We start from the raw sequence: 16,338 nt of genomic DNA on the forward strand, positions 1-16,338 counted from the left end.
TGTGTGCTGAACTGGGCCGGATGACTGGTCAAGAACGGCCCAATTCAGAGCGGCGCAGCGTCGCCATCGTCGGGGGCAGCGGGTACGCGGGCGGGGAGTTCCTGCGGCTGGCGCTGGGGCACCCGCATCTCAACGTCACGCAGGTGACGAGCGAGCGCAGTGCGGGGCAGCCGGTGGCCCTCGTCCACCCCAACCTGCGGGGCCGCACAGGGCTGAAGTTCCGCAAGGCCGCCGAGCTGGAGGAGGCCGACATCATCGTGCTCGCCCTGCCACACGGGAGCGCGGCGAAGCGGATTGGGGAGTTCGAGGGCAAGGGGCGGGTGATCGTGGACCTCTCCGCCGACTTCCGCCTCAAGGACCCGGAGGTGTACCGGGCGACCTACGGGGAGGACCACCCGACGCCGGATCGCCTGGGCGAGTGGGTGTACGGCAACCCGGAATTGCACCGCGAGGAATTGCGCGGCGCGACCCGCATCGCCTGCGCGGGGTGCTTCGCCACGGGGGTCATCCTGGCGCTGTATCCGCTGCTCAAGCTGGGGGTGCTGCTGCCCAGGGACATCATCGCCACGGGGCTCGTCGGGTCGAGCGCGGCGGGGGCGAGTGCCACGGAGGCCAGCCACCACCCCGAGCGGGCGGGGAGCCTGCGGGTGTACAAGCCGGTCGGGCACCGCCATGCGGCCGAGGTGCAGCAGGAGCTTCCCGGGAACTTCCCCATCCACCTCACCGCGATCAGCACGCCGAGGGTGCGGGGCATCCTCTCGACCATCCAGGCGTGGATTCCCGACGGCTATTCCGACCGGGACGTGTGGAGCGCCTACCGCGAGGTGTACGGCGGCGAGCCCTTCATCCGCATCGTGAAGGTCGCCAAGGGGATTCACCGCTACCCGGACCCCATGCTCCTCGACGGCACGAACTACTGCGACCTGGGCTTCGAGATGGACGTGGACTCGGGCCGCGTGGTCCTGATGAGCGCCATCGACAACCTCGTCAAGGGCACGGCGGGGCACGCCATCCAGAGCCTCAACGTCGCCCACGGCTGGGAGGAGACGACGGGGCTGGAGTTCGCGGGGCTGCACCCGGCCTGAGGCTGGGGGTGGAGGACTGCCCGACGCGCCGGAAGAAGGGGCCTCCTGCCCCCTCCTCCCCCACTTTCGCGGGGGGTCTCCTGAACTCCCTGCGCGTCGGGCGGCTTCGTTTCGTCCTCTCGCCGGATTGCTGCTTTAGGGTGAAGGGGATGCGCGCCTCCCCCCGCCTGCTGCTGATTCCCCCCGACACCCGCCCTCCGACGCTCGACCTTCCCGTGGGGCTGGCCCGCATGACGGGCGCCGAGGTCCGTGTTCCGCCCCCGGACGCCCTGCCGCACTTCTTCACGCCGGGAGACACGGACCGGCTGCGCGAATGGCTGCTGGACGAGGCACCGCACGCCGACGCCCTGATCGTCTGCCTGGAGACGCTGTGCCTGGGCGGGATGATTCCGGCGCGGCGGGTGTCGGACCCGCTGGACCTCGTGCTGGAGCGGCTGGGGGCGTTGCGGGAGGCGAGGCGGCTCAACCCGAACCTGCGCCTCTACGCCTTCGGGGTGATCGTGCGGGTAGCGCACGACAACGACCCGCACGAGGAAAAACCCTACTACGGCGAGTGGGGACGCGAGTTGCGGGCGTACTCCACTGCGTTCGACCGCCACGCGCGGCATGGCGCAGGGGAGCGGGCGGCGCTGGAGGAGGCGCACGCGGCCCTTCCGGCAGACGTGCTCGCCGACTGGGTGGGCACCCGCGAGCGCAACCGGGCCCTGCACCTCGCCGCGCTCGACCTGCTCGCCGGGGGCACCCTGACTCACCTGTGCCTGACGCTGGACGACACCACCCCCTACGGCCTCGCCGCCTTCGACCGCCGGATGCTGGAGGCTAGAGCGGACGAACTCGGCGTCTGGGAGAGGCTGGACGTGTACCCCGGTGCGGACGAGGTGCCGTGTGCCCTGATCGCGCGGGCGCTCGCACCGGAGCGGAGGCGGGCCTGGGTGCGTTACAGCGGCACCCTGGGCGCGGGCGCGGAGCTGATCTACGAGGACCGCCCGGCGGGGGAACTCGTGCGGGCACACCTGCGGGCGGCGGGGTGCGTTCCGGCAGACAGCCCCGGGGAGGCCGACTTCATTCTCGCGGTGAACACGCCGGGCACGAGGCAGGCGAGCTTTCAACCCGACTTCGCCAGTGTGGACACGCCGCACCGCCACCTCCCCGCCTTCGTGGACGACCTGCGGGATGATCTTTCGGCAGGCCGGGCGGTGAGCCTCGCGGACATCGCCTACCCCAACGGGGCGGAGCGGCGGCTGTGGACGCTGATGCAGAGCCTTCCCCTCGCCCGGCTGGCGGGCTACGGCGCCTGGAACACGGCAGGGAACACGCTGGGGAGCGCGGTCGCCTTCGGCAAGCTCGCGCCCCTGGTGCGGGACCGGGCCGCACACGCGGAGGTGCTCTTTGCCAGGATGGTGGACGACGCGCTGTATCAGGCGTTCACCCGCTCGGAAGTCCGTGCCCGGCTGGACAACCCCAGTCCCTTCGACCTGGGAGAGCAGAGAGACGCGGCGGAAGCGCACCTGCGGGAGATCATCACACCACGCATCCGGGCGCTGTGGGAGCGGCACTTCGCGGGGACGGGGCTGGGCTTGAAGGTCGGGGAGGCCCATCTCGCCTGGCCCCGACTGTTCACGGGCGTCTTTCCGCTGATGGTGCGGGAGTCCGCCGAAAGGGGGATGTCCGTGGAGGCGAAAGCGGGCAACCTGGAGGGATGAACGTCCGCCGCCTGCTTCCCTCCGCCGCCTTCGGGCTGAGCCTGTTGGGGCTGGGGGCGTGGGCCTATGGGGTCTTCTGGCCGATCACGGACGTACGGGTGGTCAACCACAGCGGGGAGACACTGCGCCACCTGCGGCTGTGCATTCACGAATGTGCCGGGCTGGAGGAGTTGCGGCCCGGGCGGAGTTGGCGGGTGCCCCTCACGATCAGGAACGATGGCGGGGCCTCGCTGACTTTCGACGGGCTGCGTGACGAGTTCCACGCCAACGCGTACGTCACTCCCGGACTCGGTGTTCACTTCGTGGTGGAGCCCGGCGGGCGAATTCGGTGGCGCTATTAGACAGAATGGGGCCGTGACCTCTCCCAACGCCCAACCGGACACCCGTCTCCACCCCACAGCTCTCCTCGCCCTCGACATCGGGGGCACGTCCGTCCGCGCCGCGCTGATTGGGGACGGGCGCGTCACCGAACGGCGGGAGACGCGCACGCCGAAACCCGCCTCCCCGGACGCCGTGATCGCCGCCGCCCTGGACCTCGCCGCGCCCCTCGCCGGGCACGCCTCGGCCCTCGGGGTGGCCTGCGCGGGGGCCGTCGCCGGGGGCCGCGTGACCGCCACCGCCACCCACACCTTTCCCGGCTGGACGGACATTCCTCTCGCCGAGCGGCTGGGCGGCGGTTTGAACCTGCCGTGCGCGGCGCTCAACGACGCCCGTGCCGCCGCCTGGGGCGAGTTCGCGGCCGGGGCGGGGCGGGGGGCGGGCGAGTTCATGTTCATCACCGTGAGCACGGGGGTGGGGGCGGGTCTCGTGCTGGGCGGACGGCTGCACCTCGCCGCCAACGGGCTGGACGCGGAACTGGGCTTCGTGAGCGTGCCCGCCGCATGGTCGCCCGGGGTGGAGGTTCCGGCGCTGGGTCCCCTCGGCCCGCTGGAGTTCGAGACGAGCGGCACGGCGCTGGGGGAGCGGGCACGGGCGCTCGGCCACCCCGACGCCCGCGCCCTGTGCGACGCCGCCGAGGCCGGGGACGCCGTGGCGGAGACCGTCTACCTCCACTCCGCCGCCCTCGTCGCCTGGAAGATCGCCGACTTGGCCGCGCTGCTGGGCGTGACGCGGGTGGCCCTCGGCGGCAGCGTCGGCCTGCGCCCCGGGTATCTGGCGCGGGTGCGGGAGACGCTCACCCACTTCCCCGCCCGTTACCGGCCCGAGGTCGTCCACGCGGAGTTGGGGGCGGACGCAGGGCTGATCGGGGCGGCGCTGTGGGCCCGCGGGCAGGGTTAGCTCTTGCCCCGGCCGAGAAACTCGTCCCGGTTGTGCCGGGCCACGGAGGCCGAGACGTACGTGGCGAGCAGCAGCCACAGGACACGCGGCAGGATCAGCAGGCCCGCCCGGCGGTCCACCTTCAGGCTGTACACGAGGCTCCCCGCCCCCACGGCGAGGCCCGCCGCCGTGTCCACCGCGCCGAGCACCGGGCTTTTCAACCCGAAGTACAGGGTGTTGAAGGCGGCGAACAGCACCCAGCCGCTTCCCTCCAGCACGTAGACCCTGCGGTGGTCCCCGGTCTGCTCCGGGTCGTTGGCGACCCGCGCGAGGGCCATCAGCGACGTGACGTTGAGAAAGAGCCACATGGGCGCGAACAGCCAGTCGGGCGGGGCGACGGCCGGACGCCGGAAGTTGTTGTAGAACACCTCGTCACCGCTCACCCCGGCGGGGAGAATGCTCACAACGTTCGCGGCGGTAAAGATGCCGAGGGCGTGCCACCAGCGGAAACGGGGAGTGGGTCGGGACGGGGGGCGGGTCGAAGTCGTCACCATGAACCTCCGGGAGAACGAGAGACTTGTTGAACGGTCGTTTGGTAGGTTTTTGAAAGGGCGATCAGGCGCCGAGGCCGTCGATCAGGAGATTGGCAATCCAGGCGGCCAGGTCGGCGTTTCGTGGCGTCTCCCCTCCCGAGCCCATCTCGGAGATCAGGTCGAGGAAGGCCCAGGCGCTGCGCCCGGTATCGTGGGGCCGCAGTTCGCCCGAGGCCACGCCGTCTTCCATCACGCCGCGAATACGGAGGTGGTGCTGGCGCGAGAAGTGGTCGAAGACGCGGTCCTGGTGCTCCTGGGCCATGAAGCGCAGGGCGTCGCGCACCATACGCCCCGTCTGCACCGGCCCGGAGAGCACGTACGTGGCGATGACCGTCAGACGGGCGCGGGCGGTCGTGTGGTCCCGGATGGCCCGGGCGAACTCGGCGGCGTCACGTTCGATGGCCCGCTCGGCGAGTTCGAGGACCATCTGCTCCTTGCCGTCCGGGAAGTGGTGGTACAGGCTGGCCTTGCGAACCCCCACCCGGTCGGCGACGGCGTCCATCGAAACCCCGAGATAGCCGTACTCGTGCAGAAGCGCGCTGGTCGCCCGGAGGGCCAGTTCGCGGGTGTCTCGGGCGTCTTCCCTGCGCGGACGCGGCATGAGCCCAACCTAGCGGTTCTCGCGCGGGAGCCGACAACGTGAACGGCTCAGGCAACCTCCCGGGCTGCCCCATCACCTCCTTTACCTACTAACCGGTAGTTTATAGGCTTCCACGCGGAGAACTGGGCACGGGCCACAAGATGAGGGCGGAGCAGAGCTTCCCCTCGGTCCAGGGGCGCTTTTCATTTGGAAGGTAAGGAGGCTGGGCGAATACCCGCGAATCGTTGCCGATAGAGCTTTTTTTGCCGTCCGACAGCGGCTTTACCCCTCGTTGCGCCACGTGTTAGCCTCACCTCGACCATAAGGAGGCAGGACCGATGACGAGCACGTTGATGGAGGGCTTTCTCCCCTTCGAGCATGAACCGTACTTCCCGTTCGGGCGCGAGGACGTGGCGCGGGCGCAACGGGAGGCGTACCGGAAGGTCCGCGAGGAGTACGTGGGCCGCACCTTCCCGATGTACCTGGGGGGCGAGCGGGTGGAGGGCGGGGAGACGTTCGAGGTCCGCAACCCCGCCGACACGCGCGAGGTGGTGTGGCGCTTCCCCAAGGCGACGCCCGAACAGTTGGAGCAGGCAGTGGCCTCCGCGAAAGAGGCCTTCGAGACGTGGCGCTTTTCCGACCCCATGCAACGGGCGACGATCTTCAAGCGGGCGGGCGAACTGCTGCGCGCCCGGCGGATGGAGTTCAACGCCGTGATGGGGTTGGAGAACGGCAAGAACTGGGCGGAGGCCGACGGCGAGGTCGCCGAGTGCGTGGACCACTTCGAGGTCTTCGCCCGCGAGACGCTGAAGTGGGCGCAGGGCAAGCCGGTCTACCCCATGCCCGACGAGCACGTCACCACCGTCTACGAGCCCGTCGGCGTCGTCGCGGTGATCAGCCCGTGGAACTTCCCGGCGGCGATCCCGCTGGGGATGGCGCTGGGAGCCATCGCGGCGGGCAATACGGTGGTCTGGAAACCGGCCTCCGAGACGCCGCTGAGCAGTCTCCTCCTCGTGGAATTGATGTTCGAGGCGGGGCTGCCCCGGAACGTCATCCAGTTCGTCACCGGGACGGACGAGGTGCTGGGCGATCCGCTCGTGGACCACAAGGACGTGCGGATGATCGCCTTCACGGGCTCCAAGGAGATCGGCTGCCGGATTATGGAGCGGGCGGCGCGGGTGCAGCCCGGCCAGCGGTGGCTCAAGCGCGTCATGGCCGAGATGGGCGGCAAGGACCCGACCGTGGTCTGTGCGGACGCGGACCTCGACGCCGCCGCGACGGGCATCGTGCAGGCCGCCTTCGGGTACGCCGGGCAGAAGTGCTCCGCGTGCAGCCGGGTCATCGCGGAGGAGGGCGTGTACGACGCGCTGCTCGACAAGGTTGTGACGCTCGCCCGCGAGTTGAAGGTGGGCTCGCCCGAGGAGAACGCCCCCCTGGGCCCCGTCATCCACGAGGGGAGCGCGCGGCGGATCATGGGGTACATCGAGAACGGGAAGCAGACCGCCCGCCTCGTTCTGGGCGGCGAGCGGGCGGACGTGGGGGAGCGCGAGGGCGGGTACGTCCAGCCCACCATCTTCGCGGACGTGGACCCGAAGGACCCCCTCTTTCAGGAGGAGATTTTCGGGCCGGTGCTGACCTTCACCCGGGCCCGCGACTGGCGGCACGCCATCGACCTCGCCAACGACTCGGAGTACGGGCTGACCGCCGCCTTCTACAGCCGCGACCCCGGCAAGATCAACGAGGCCCGGCGCCTGATCCAGGTCGGGAACCTCTACATCAACCGCAAATGCACGGGGGCGCTCTCCGGCACCCACGCCTTCGGCGGCTACAACATGAGTGGCACGAACGCAAAGGTGGGCGGGCCCGATTACCTCTTCTGGTTCGTGCAGACGAAGACGGTGGCGCAGAAGTATTAACTCAGGCCTCGTAGGAGGAGTACAACCACGCCCGGGCCTCCTCCTCGGTGCGGACGAAGCGAATCCAGCGGTGGGCCCTGTGCTCATAGGCGAGTTCGGCGAACCGCTCCCCGTGCGCCGTGAAGTCGGGCACCACCAGCGCGACGCGAATGCCGTAGTTCGTGAACTTCTGGAACGCCTCGCCCGCCAGTCCACTCCGCAGGCGGAAGAACTCCGGGGACAGATCGGCCTCCGTCAGGATCAGCCCGTCCAGGTCATAGGCCGCGCCCACCACCTCTGGCACGTCGTCCAGCGTGCGGAGCGCGAGGCCGAGTTCGCTCGCCGTCCTGATTTCGGGACTCATCTCAAGGCCAGGGTAACCCGCTCCCGGGCGCGCTCTGCGAAACTGACTCCCATGACGACCGATCCCCCCACCGACCGCAACGAGCGCGCCCAGCTCGCCTTCGCCCGACTGCTGCCCAAGCTGTTCCGAGGCGGGCAGGCCTTCGTGGGGGTGGAGGCGAGCCTCAGCGGTCTGGACGCGGCGACGGCCACCCGCCGACCCGAGGGCCTGCCGCACAGCGTCGCCGAACTCGTGGCGCACGTGAACTGGTGGAACCGCTGGATGCTCGACGTGATCGAGGAGGGGCGGGCGATGCCGTACCCGAAGCACGCCTCCGAGACCTGGCCCGCCGTGACCGAGGGCGACTGGGCGCGGGTGCGGGGCGAGTTCTACGAGTTGCTCGCCCGGGTGGACACGCACACCGCCCGGCCCGACCTCGCCAACCCGGTCAACCACGAGGAGACCATCGGGGAGTTGCTGGCGGACTTCGCGCTGCACACGGCGCACCACTTCGGGCAGGTGGTGACGGTGCGGCAGGCACTCGGGGCGTGGCCGCCTCCGGGGGGCGGGGACACGTGGTAGGGGAGCCGTCAGCGGTCAGCCCTCAGCCGTCGGCCTTTGGCAAGGCTGTCGGGAACCTGTTCTCTGGCGGTCCGGCGAACGTCTCGTGGGAGCGGGCCTTGGAGGGCCTGGGGGCGGAGGACGCGGGGCGGGTGCCGGAGGGGTTGCCGCATTCGGTGGCGCAGGTCGTCGCGCATGTGGCCTTCTGGCAGGACTTCCTGCTGGACGCGGCGGGGGGAGGCTCCCCGGCCTGGCCCCAGCACGCGGCGGGTGGCTGGCCCAAGCCGGGGCCGTGGGAGGAACTGCGTGCCCGGCTCCTCGCGGGTCAGGAGCGGCTGCGGGCGCTGGCGCGCGACCCGGCCTTCACGGCGGGGGTCACGCGTGACGGCCAGCCCTGGGCCGCGATGCTCGCCAACTTCGCGGGGCATGGTGTGTATCACCTCGGGCAGGTCGTGATCCTGCGGCAGGGGTTGGGGCTGTGGCCGCCGCCGGGCGGGGGGGACACGTGGTAGGGGAGCGGTCAGCCGTCAGCTCTCAGCCGTCAGCCGGGGACCTGACCCGGGCGCTCGGGGTCACGGAACTCAACGCCGGGGACTCCAGCCGGGCCTCGCATGTCTGGCGGGTGGAGATGCCGGGGGGCCCGGTGATCGTTCGCCGTCCGTGGTGGACCTCGCCCGATGTGAGCCCGTTCATGCTGGGGCTCACGCGACTCTTCGGCGCCGACCCGCGCGACCTGGGGGCGGTCTCGGTCACCTACGACCGCTGGCGGGCCGTTGGAGCGTGGGCGGTCCCCGAAGTGCTGGGATTGGCCGAATTCCGGGGCAGTCCGGCCCTCGTCGTCGAGTTCGTGGTGGGCGAGCCGCCCCGTGAATTGCGGGAGGCGGACGCGGCGGAACTCGGGCGGCGGGTGGCGAGGATTCACGGGCACGCCTCGAATGCCTTCGGAGACGTGACGGGCCGGACCCGCTTCCCCCTGGCCGACTTCTACCCGCGCGCCCTGGACGTGGTGCGCGAGGTCGCCTCGCACTTCGACCCCGAAGCATGGGCTCCCCACTGGCCGGAGGTCGAGGCTGCCTTCACCGCTGTCCCCTCCCCCACCCATGCCGTGCCCATGCTCCTCGGCTGGGCGGGCACGCAGTTCGTGTGGCGGGAAGGGCAGCCCTTCGCGCTCGTGGACGTGGAGGCCTCGGCCCTCGCCCCGCCCGAACTCGACCTGTGCCTGTGGGAACTCCTGCTCACACCCGAGGGTGCTCAGCACTTCCAGGCCGGATACGCCGAACACCTCCCCTTCCCCGACCTCGGCCCGCACCGCGCCGCTTGCCGCCTGATTCTCCGGACACTGGAGGTGGAGGGCTCGCCACCCCTGCCCGAGTGGCTGGCCCTGCCGCCCTTCTTTTCCCTGACCGCTGATAGCTGAAGGCTGACCGCTTCCCGAAAGGCCCCATGACCCACCCCAGCAACGTCTTCTACCGCTCCCGCCAGCCCTCCCCCACCGCCGTGCGCGGCGAGGGCGTCTACCTCTTCGACGCCGGGGGGCGGCGTTACCTCGACGGCTCCTCGGGGGCACTCGTGGCGAACGTGGGGCACGGACGGGCCGAGGTCGGGGAGGCGATGGCGCGGCAGGCGCGGGAATTGCCCTTCGTCCACGGGTCGCAGTTCACCTCACCCGTGCTGGAGGAGTACGCGGCACGGCTCGTGCGCTTCCTGGGATTGCCGGATTACCGCTTCTGGGCGGTGTCGGGCGGGTCGGAGGCCAACGAGAGCGCGATCAAGCTGGCGCGGCAGTACCACGTCGAACGCGGCGAGCCGGGGCGCTACAGGGTGGTGACGCGGGTGCCGAGCTACCACGGCGCCTCGCTGGGGGCGCTCGCGGCGAGTGGGATGGGCGCGCGGCGGGCCCTCTACGCCCCCCTGATGAACGAGGCGGCATGGCCCAAGATGCCCCGACCCGACCCCACCCTGGGCGGCGAGGACGACGCCGAACGGCTGCGGGCGGTGCTGGAGGAGGCGGGGCCGGAAACGGTCGCGGCCTTCATCGCCGAGCCGGTGGTGGGAGCGTCGGACGCGGCGCTGGCCCCGAATCCCGGGTATCACGCGCGCGTCGCCGAAATCTGCCGCGAGTACGGCGTCCTCTTCATCGCCGACGAGGTGATGAGCGGGATGGGCCGCTGCGGCACTCCTCTGGCGGTGCGGCTGGGCGGGGAGGTCACACCGGACATCGTCGTGCTGGGCAAGGGGCTCGCCGCCGGGTACGCTCCCCTGGCCGGGCTCGCCGCGAGCGGGGAGGTGTACGACACGGTGATGAACGGATCGGGGGCTTTCAAGCACGGCTTCACGTACGCGGGGCACCCGGTCAGCGTGGCGGCGGGGTTGAGTGTGCTGCACATCGTGGAGCGGGAGGGGCTGGTCGAGTGCGCGCGGGTGCGGGGCGAGCGGCTGCTGGCGGGGCTGCGGGAGTTGCAGGCGAAGCATCCGGGCGTGCTGGAGGCGCGCGGCCACGGCCTGCTCCTGGGGCTGGTGCTCGGCGACCCGGCGACCGGGCGGGCGTTCGAGACGCCTGGAATCGCGGCGCGGGTGGCGGCGGCGGCCCTGCGGCGCGGCCTGATCACCTACCCGGGAAGCGGCGCGGTGGACGGCACGCGCGGCGACCACCTCCTCCTCGGCCCACCCCTGACCGTCACGGACGGCGAGGTGATTGAAATGCTGGAGGCGCTGGACGGGGCGCTGGGGGAGGTGGGTTAGGGACGGGCGTCGTCCCGCTCCCGCCGCAACGCCAGTTCCTCGAAAAACGTGCTCGCCTCCTGGGCCGAGGCGGGCCGCTCCACGTCCTCCGCGAAGGTCTCGCTCAGGGGGTGACCGCTCTGACGGAACCGGGTGGCCGCGTGCTCCCGGTCATACTCGGTGTGCCGCAGCTCCACCCCCGGGCCGATCAAAGCCCACGAGGCCCCGGGCGGCCCGTACCCCATCCCCACGCTGCCCGCGTTCACCACCCGCACGCCGCCCACCGCGCGGTCGAAGGGGACGTGGGTATGCCCGCACACCACGACCCGCTCCTCCACCCCGGCGAGGACACGCCCCAGCCTCTCCCCGGAGGTCAGGCGGGTGATGATCTCCTCGTCGCTCCGGGGGGAGCCGTGGCAGAACAGCACCCGCCCCAGCCCCTCGACCTCCAGGGTGCGGCGGTGGGGCAGGGCGGCGAGGAAGTCGCGGTGGGTCCGGCCAATCTGCCCGGCCTCCCACGCGAGCGCCCGCCGCTGATCGTCGGGAAGGGGGGCGCGGGTGGTGCCGGTGTCCAAGAACTCGACCAGCTCACGGTCCGCGTTGCCGCGAATCCAGACGGCACGGTCCCCGAGGGCGAGCAGGCGGTCAAGCGTCTCGCGCACAAAGGGCCCGTACGTCACGTCCCCACCGATGAGGATGCGCTCAACCTCCAACCGCTCCAGGGCGGCCAGAACGGCATCCAGGGCGGGGAGGTTGCCGTGGATGTCGTAGAGGGCGGCGAGGGGCACGCCTCCCCCCTACCGCCGTTTTCTCTCCGCCCGCACCATCCGCACGAACTGGGCGAGACGGGGGGCGCGGTTCCAGCGTTTGCGGTCGAGGCCCACCCGCCAGAGGAATTCGACGCCGAGCTTGCGCGTCCAGGTGGGGGCGAGGTCGGCGGTCCCGGCGAACACGTCGATGACGCCGCCGCAGCCGATGATGACGGGGGCGCCCAGCACCTGCCGCCAGTATTGGTTGAAAGTCTCCTGCCGCCCGCCCCCCATCCCGGTGAGGACGAGGTGCGCGCCCGACGCGCCGACGAGTTCCGCGACCCGGCGGTCCTCGGGGAGGTCGAAGTAGCCGTGGTGGACGCCCGCGACCCCGATGCCGTAGTCCCGCGCGGCGTTCTGCGCGGCCTGCTCGGCGACGCCGGGCCGGGCCCCCAGGAAGAAGACGCGCAGTTCCGCGCCGTGCCGCGCCATCAGCCCCTTGACGATGTCGTAGCCGGGGGCGCGGGGGACCTCCCGCCCGTGCAGTTGCCGCGCCGCCCACACGATGCCGATGCCGTCCGCCGTGACGAGGTCGGCCTCCTGCACCGCCGCCACGAGGTCGGGGCGGTTCCGGGTCTGCACGATGTACTCCGGGTTGAGCGTGACGACGGTATGCGGGGCGCGCGGGGCGCGGAACATCCACCCACCGAGGCGGGCGAGCGTTCCCTCCAGGTCGATCACGTCCAGCGGGAGATCGAAGAGGGTCAGGCGCTCCGCCGGGGAGGACGGCCCCGCCGGGTGGGACTGGGCGGTGGGCTGGGGTCGGGTCATGCGTGGCGCGAATTGTAACATGGGGGGTGCCGGGGCCGGGGGCCGGGCTGTCCTCCTGCGGAATCCGGTGTGGCACACTGAAACTCATGATGTCCGGTGCATTCGGAGCGTTGCCCCAGGAGACGCTCGCGCAGGTGATGGCGGCGGCGCGCGTGGGCCGCTGGGCGCGGGGGGGGCTGCTCTTTCATCCCGAGGACCCGGCGGAGACGCTGCATGTGCTCACGCGCGGGAGCGTGCGGCTGTACCGCCTGGGGTCGGCGGCGCGCGAGGTCACGCTCGACGTCCACGGTTCCGGATCGCTGCTGGGGGCGTCGGCGCTGCTCCCGGGCGAGCGGTACGGCATGTACGCCGAGGCCATGGACGATACCGAGTCGCTGATGCTGGGCCGCGAGACGTTGACCCGCCTCACCCGGGCACACCCGGCGGTCGGGGTGGCCCTCACCGAGCAGATCACCCGGCAGACGCGCGGGGTGCAAGAAAGGCTCTCCGGCCTCGTCTTCATGGAGGTCTCGCAGCGGCTCGCCCTCGCCCTCCTCGCCCTCGCCGAGCGGGAGGGCACCTGGCCGGAGGGCGGGGTGCTGGCCCTGCGCGAGCGGGTCTCGCACCAGGACCTCGCCCACGTCGTCGGCAGCACGCGGGAGACCATCACCAAGCTCCTCGGCGACTTCCGGGCGCGGGGCCTGCTCGACCTGGGGTACCGCCGCATCATCCTCACCGACCGGGCGGGGCTGATCAACGCCTCGCGGGAGCCGCTGAGGTAGGGGAGTCGCCAGCTTCCAGCGGCCAGGAAAAGCCCGGTTTTGCAGGCTTTTCTCTCCACGGAGGGCGAGGCGTTCCTTGGCCCTGGGGGAGCGGCTGGGCTGGTCACACGCCCCCTCACCCGTTGCTTCGCAACGCCCTCTCCCAAGAGTGGAGAGGGTCAAAAGAGCGAAAACGCCAGGTCGTAAGCACATCTGATTTGCTTGCCTCTGTCGTAGACAACCTGAACCCAGTTAAGAGAAAAGCCTGCCGGTTTTCAGCTCTGTTACCTCTGCCCTGCTCAAGGCTGACGGACCTCCTAGCGGTGTCCTGGCGACTGGCGACTGGCCCCTGGCGACTCTCCCGAAAGGTTGTCCGTGAGGTCGGCACGCCACCCCGGCGCGCAAACGTTCTAGGCTGGGCCCGATGCGGAAGACGGTGGGGCTGTGAAGGTGACGAGGAGTATCGCGGCGGCGTACCGGGCGGGCGATCTGCCCGGCTTTTTCCGGCTGCGACCGGGCGACCTGGAGGGGGCGGCGCGGGAGGGGCGGCGGGGCGTGGACCGCGTGGCCCTCGCGGACGCCCTGCGCGCCTACCACCGCGACCTGGGCACGCTGGACGCCCGCGTGGAGGCCACGCTCACGCGGCTCGCGCACCCCGCCTCCCGCGTGGTCGTGACCGGGCAGCAGGCGGGGCTTCTCACGGGCCCGGCGTACAGCGTCCACAAGGGGGCGGACGCCGCGCTCCTCGCCCGGCAGCTCGACCGGGAGGACGCGCCCGTCGTCGCCGTCTACTGGGTCGCCAGCCAGGACCACGACGCGGCGGAGGTGGCCTCGACCACCCTCCTCGACCACGGCGAGGAGTTGCGCCGCCTGACGCTGGACGTGCCGCAGGGCGTGCCGGTGGGCCGCGTGGGGTGGCGGGAGGAGTGGACGGCACAGGTCCTCGGCCTGCTCGACGCCTTCGACACGGCTCCCGAGTACCGGGCGGCGGTGCGTTCGAGGGTGGAGCGGGCCGTCGCGGGCGGGGGGAGCTACGCGGACGTGTTCGCGCGCCTGATCCACGGGCTGCTCGCCCCCGCCGGGCTGCTCGTGCTCGATCCGCTGCACCCGGCCCTGGCGACGCTGATGGCCCCGACGCTCGACCGTGAACTGGAGCGTCCGCTGGGTGGCCCCGCCCTGATCGAGGACGCGGCGGAGCGGCTGCTGGAGGCGGGGTTCGAGCCGCAACTGCGCCGCCCGGCGGGGGCGACGAACCTCTTTCTGGAGGAGGGGGACGGGCAGCGGCGGCTGCTGCGCTTCGACGGGAAGCGGTTCTCCACCGAGACCGGGACGTACACGCGGGAGGAGCTTCTGGCCCTCCTCGACGCCGACCCCTCGTGTCTCACGCCGGCGGCGGGGCTGCGCCCGGTCGTGCAGGACGCGCTGCTGCCCACGCTCGCCTTCGTGGTGGGGCCGGGGGAAATCGCGTACGGGGCGCAGCTTGCCGGGGTGTACGAACTCCACGGGCTGAGGCAACCGCTGCTGTGGCCCCGCTTGAGCGTGACGTGGCTGGAGCCCAACGTGGCGCGGCTCCTCGCCCGCCTGAACGCGACCGCCGCCGAGGTGCAGGCCGACCCGGAGGGGGTGCTGGGCCGGGCGCTCGCGCGTGAACGGGGGGCGGGGGCAGCCTCCCAGGAGCGCCTCGCCACCCTGGACGCCGAGTTGCGCGCCCTGACGGAGGAACTCGGGGCGCTTGACCCCACCCTCGCCCGGGCCGCCGAACGCACCCACCTGCGGACGACCGGCCGGATTCGTCACCTCCAGACGCTCGCCCTCCGGGCCCTCGCCCGCCAGGAGGACGACCGGACGCGGCAACTTACGCGCCTCAAGCGCCACCTCCTGCCGCTGGGCACCCCGCAGGAGCGGGAGATGAACTTCCTGACCTTCCTGCTCAAGCACGGGGAGACGCCGCTGCGGCGCCTGCTCGAACTGCCGCCGGGAACCCAGGCGGAGGTGCCGATTCCGTAGGGGTCAGGGGACGGCCTGGGGCTCGGTGGCGCTCTCCCCGTACTCCAGGCTGCCGAGGACACCCAGGGCCAGGGTTTCCAGGGCCGCCTGCCGCTCCTCAGGACGCGCCCCGTTCAGCGCGACGCGAAGCTGACGGGCGGCCCCGGCCTCACGCGCCGCCAGGTCGCGCAGCCAGTGTCGGGGCCCCACCTCCCACCAACCCCGCGCCGCGTAGAGGGCCCGAACCAGCCTCCCGGCGGCGTTCGCCACGAGGTAGGCGTGGATGGGCTCGCTCACGGAAGCCTGCGCCTCAACCACCTCGTCCACCAGCATGTGCCGCTCGGCGGGCGTGGGGGGACGTGGGGCCGGACCCGCCGCGTACAGCGCGCGAGCCTCGGCGACGAGGGCGTCCAGGTCGGGGTGCGGCACGAGCACGCGTCCCTCCGCGAACATGGCGACGGTGGCCGCCTCTCCCTGCGCGAACATCGCCCGAATCTTCCGGGGCGGATTGTGGAAGACCTCGACGGGCACCCCGTCCACCACGAAGCTGCCCCGCCAGCGTTGATCCCCGGTCACGAGCGCGTGGAAGTCGAGGTCGCTGTGGGCGTCCGCCTCCCCCTGCGACGCCGAGCCGCACCACAGCACCGCGTGGACGCCGGGGGTGGCGGTGACCCGACTCAACGCGGCGGGCAGGGCGGCTTCGAGTCGGGACTGGGCGGCGGGACCTCGCATGGCCCAGGCTAACGGGAGTGTCCCCTCAGACGGCCACCGTCTCGGGCATGGCCAGCCACTCCACCCGCACCCCCTGCCCCGCCAGCCACTCGGGCACGCTGTAGCGGGCGCGCACGAGGCCGGAGGCGACCCGGTGGGCGATGGAGACGGCCCGGCACAACTCGTCCGCGCCGATGTGGCCCGCCTCGTGGGCGGCGAGGAGTTCGTCGGTGTCCACGATCTCGGCGGCCATGCCGTCGTGGACGATGACGTCGAGGTAGTGATCGCGGACGGTCCAGAGGTCGCCCGCGCGGGTCACGGTGGCGATGTCGATGTAGTAGTCGTGTTCGCGGGGGCCGTGGAAGTCGTAGCGGCAGACCTGCACGCCGATCTCCGGGAGGAGGTGCGCCTGCCAATGACGAATGCGCGGGTGGGCCACGAAGTCCCGGGCGACGAAAAGCCCATGCGCGTGCTCACGGTAGGTGTGGACCGGGCGCACCCCCGTGTTGGTGTGGTGTTGCCTTCCCTCCACGTCGTGCCGCTCAATTTTCACGGGTTCCGCCGCGCGCATGGGTCATCGTAC

General features: G+C 71.6%; 18 protein-coding genes. 11 read left to right on the forward strand and 7 right to left on the reverse strand.

All coding sequences use genetic code 11. From position 1 onward, the window contains the following. Positions 1–20: 20 nt before the first annotated feature. The 4 genes from argC (at position 21) to DAETH_RS08190 (ending at position 4,066) form a co-directional block, all read left to right on the forward strand. Complete coding sequence (gene argC, locus DAETH_RS08175) at positions 21–1,085, forward strand: N-acetyl-gamma-glutamyl-phosphate reductase (protein WP_264774405.1); 1,065 nt, start codon at positions 21–23, stop codon at positions 1,083–1,085. Positions 1,086–1,234: 149 nt separating this feature from the next. Beyond that, a complete protein-coding gene (locus DAETH_RS08180; RefSeq protein WP_264774406.1) occupies positions 1,235–2,788 on the forward strand; it encodes a DUF4127 family protein in 1,554 nt (517 codons plus the stop codon). After that, positions 2,785–3,129: a hypothetical protein gene (locus tag DAETH_RS08185; protein WP_264774407.1), complete on the forward strand. Its 345-nt coding sequence runs from the start codon at positions 2,785–2,787 to the stop codon at positions 3,127–3,129. Before DAETH_RS08180 ends, DAETH_RS08185 begins: the two co-directional genes overlap by 4 nt. A gap of 13 nt (positions 3,130–3,142) precedes the next feature. Continuing rightward, positions 3,143–4,066 carry an ROK family protein gene (locus DAETH_RS08190; RefSeq protein WP_264774408.1) on the forward strand — a complete coding sequence of 308 codons (924 nt, stop codon included), beginning with the start codon at positions 3,143–3,145 and terminating at the stop codon, positions 4,064–4,066. Here DAETH_RS08190 and DAETH_RS08195 read toward each other — a convergent pair. After that, positions 4,063–4,599, reverse strand: coding sequence for a TspO/MBR family protein (locus tag DAETH_RS08195; protein ID WP_264774409.1), 537 nt, complete (start codon positions 4,597–4,599; stop codon positions 4,063–4,065). The genes DAETH_RS08190 and DAETH_RS08195 overlap by 4 nt on opposite strands. 61 nt (positions 4,600–4,660) lie before the next feature. Then, complete coding sequence (locus DAETH_RS08200; RefSeq protein ID WP_264774410.1) at positions 4,661–5,239, reverse strand: TetR/AcrR family transcriptional regulator; 579 nt, start codon at positions 5,237–5,239, stop codon at positions 4,661–4,663. Positions 5,240–5,556: 317 nt separating this feature from the next. Between DAETH_RS08200 and DAETH_RS08205 the strand changes: the two genes are divergently transcribed. Next, positions 5,557–7,134 (forward strand): L-glutamate gamma-semialdehyde dehydrogenase, encoded by a 1,578-nt coding sequence (locus tag DAETH_RS08205; RefSeq protein WP_264774411.1) that lies wholly within the window; start codon positions 5,557–5,559, stop codon positions 7,132–7,134. 1 nt (position 7,135) lies between these two features. Here DAETH_RS08205 and DAETH_RS08210 read toward each other — a convergent pair whose 3' ends face one another. After that, a complete protein-coding gene (locus DAETH_RS08210) occupies positions 7,136–7,477 on the reverse strand; it encodes a DUF4180 domain-containing protein (protein ID WP_264774412.1) in 342 nt (113 codons plus the stop codon). Between the two features lie 51 nt (positions 7,478–7,528). On the opposite strand from DAETH_RS08210, the gene DAETH_RS08215 reads away from it, so the two are divergent. The 4 genes from DAETH_RS08215 to DAETH_RS08230 all read left to right on the forward strand — a co-directional run bounded on the left by DAETH_RS08215 (position 7,529) and on the right by DAETH_RS08230 (position 10,759). Then, positions 7,529–8,038: a DinB family protein gene (locus DAETH_RS08215; protein ID WP_264774413.1), complete on the forward strand. Its 510-nt coding sequence runs from the start codon at positions 7,529–7,531 to the stop codon at positions 8,036–8,038. 98 nt (positions 8,039–8,136) lie between these two features. Beyond that, positions 8,137–8,529, forward strand: a complete 393-nt coding sequence (locus DAETH_RS08220) for a DinB family protein (RefSeq protein ID WP_264774414.1) — start codon at positions 8,137–8,139, stop codon at positions 8,527–8,529. Then, on the forward strand, positions 8,496–9,434 hold the full coding sequence (locus tag DAETH_RS08225) for a protein kinase family protein (protein WP_264774415.1): 939 nt from the start codon (positions 8,496–8,498) through the stop codon (positions 9,432–9,434). Before DAETH_RS08220 ends, DAETH_RS08225 begins: the two co-directional genes overlap by 34 nt. A 26-nt stretch (positions 9,435–9,460) precedes the next feature. Further along, the gene (locus DAETH_RS08230) at positions 9,461–10,759 is read left to right on the forward strand and encodes an aminotransferase family protein (RefSeq protein WP_264774416.1); all 1,299 of its coding nucleotides are present in this window, start codon (positions 9,461–9,463) and stop codon (positions 10,757–10,759) included. On the opposite strand, the gene DAETH_RS08235 is transcribed toward DAETH_RS08230, so the two are convergent. After that, positions 10,756–11,526 (reverse strand): metallophosphoesterase family protein, encoded by a 771-nt coding sequence (locus DAETH_RS08235; protein WP_264774417.1) that lies wholly within the window; start codon positions 11,524–11,526, stop codon positions 10,756–10,758. The genes DAETH_RS08230 and DAETH_RS08235 overlap by 4 nt on opposite strands. Positions 11,527–11,535: 9 nt before the next feature. After that, on the reverse strand, positions 11,536–12,318 hold the full coding sequence (locus DAETH_RS08240; protein ID WP_264774418.1) for a WecB/TagA/CpsF family glycosyltransferase: 783 nt from the start codon (positions 12,316–12,318) through the stop codon (positions 11,536–11,538). Between the two features lie 86 nt (positions 12,319–12,404). Between DAETH_RS08240 and DAETH_RS08245 the strand changes: the two genes are divergently transcribed. Continuing rightward, positions 12,405–13,079 (forward strand): Crp/Fnr family transcriptional regulator, encoded by a 675-nt coding sequence (locus DAETH_RS08245; protein WP_264774419.1) that lies wholly within the window; start codon positions 12,405–12,407, stop codon positions 13,077–13,079. A 429-nt stretch (positions 13,080–13,508) separates the two neighbouring features. Beyond that, entirely contained in the window at positions 13,509–15,065 is a 1,557-nt protein-coding gene (bshC, locus tag DAETH_RS08250) for a bacillithiol biosynthesis cysteine-adding enzyme BshC (protein WP_264774420.1), read from the forward strand. Between the two features lie 3 nt (positions 15,066–15,068). On the opposite strand, the gene DAETH_RS08255 is transcribed toward bshC, so the two are convergent. Beyond that, a complete protein-coding gene (locus DAETH_RS08255; RefSeq protein WP_264774421.1) occupies positions 15,069–15,776 on the reverse strand; it encodes a hypothetical protein in 708 nt (235 codons plus the stop codon). Positions 15,777–15,801: 25 nt separating this feature from the next. Continuing rightward, positions 15,802–16,326, reverse strand: a complete 525-nt coding sequence (locus DAETH_RS08260; RefSeq protein WP_264774422.1) for a DUF402 domain-containing protein — start codon at positions 16,324–16,326, stop codon at positions 15,802–15,804. Positions 16,327–16,338 lie beyond the last annotated feature (12 nt).

The sequence above is a fragment of the Deinococcus aetherius genome, from assembly GCF_025997855.1.
GTDB lineage: Bacteria > Deinococcota > Deinococci > Deinococcales > Deinococcaceae > Deinococcus > Deinococcus aetherius.

Excerpts from the sequence above, each read along its gene's own strand:
- argC (WP_264774405.1), top strand. The coding sequence starts at position 21 with ATGACTGGTCAAGAACGGCCCAATTCAGAGCGGCGCAGCGTCGCCATC.
- DAETH_RS08180 (WP_264774406.1), top strand. The coding sequence starts at position 1,235 with ATGCGCGCCTCCCCCCGCCTGCTGCTGATTCCCCCCGACACCCGCCCT.
- DAETH_RS08185 (WP_264774407.1), top strand. The coding sequence starts at position 2,785 with ATGAACGTCCGCCGCCTGCTTCCCTCCGCCGCCTTCGGGCTGAGCCTG.
- DAETH_RS08195 (WP_264774409.1), bottom strand. The coding sequence starts at position 4,599 with ATGGTGACGACTTCGACCCGCCCCCCGTCCCGACCCACTCCCCGTTTC.
- DAETH_RS08200 (WP_264774410.1), bottom strand. The coding sequence starts at position 5,239 with ATGCCGCGTCCGCGCAGGGAAGACGCCCGAGACACCCGCGAACTGGCC.
- DAETH_RS08205 (WP_264774411.1), top strand. The coding sequence starts at position 5,557 with ATGACGAGCACGTTGATGGAGGGCTTTCTCCCCTTCGAGCATGAACCG.
- DAETH_RS08210 (WP_264774412.1), bottom strand. The coding sequence starts at position 7,477 with ATGAGTCCCGAAATCAGGACGGCGAGCGAACTCGGCCTCGCGCTCCGC.
- DAETH_RS08215 (WP_264774413.1), top strand. The coding sequence starts at position 7,529 with ATGACGACCGATCCCCCCACCGACCGCAACGAGCGCGCCCAGCTCGCC.
- DAETH_RS08230 (WP_264774416.1), top strand. The coding sequence starts at position 9,461 with ATGACCCACCCCAGCAACGTCTTCTACCGCTCCCGCCAGCCCTCCCCC.
- DAETH_RS08240 (WP_264774418.1), bottom strand. The coding sequence starts at position 12,318 with ATGACCCGACCCCAGCCCACCGCCCAGTCCCACCCGGCGGGGCCGTCC.
- DAETH_RS08245 (WP_264774419.1), top strand. The coding sequence starts at position 12,405 with ATGATGTCCGGTGCATTCGGAGCGTTGCCCCAGGAGACGCTCGCGCAG.
- DAETH_RS08255 (WP_264774421.1), bottom strand. The coding sequence starts at position 15,776 with ATGCGAGGTCCCGCCGCCCAGTCCCGACTCGAAGCCGCCCTGCCCGCC.
- DAETH_RS08260 (WP_264774422.1), bottom strand. The coding sequence starts at position 16,326 with ATGCGCGCGGCGGAACCCGTGAAAATTGAGCGGCACGACGTGGAGGGA.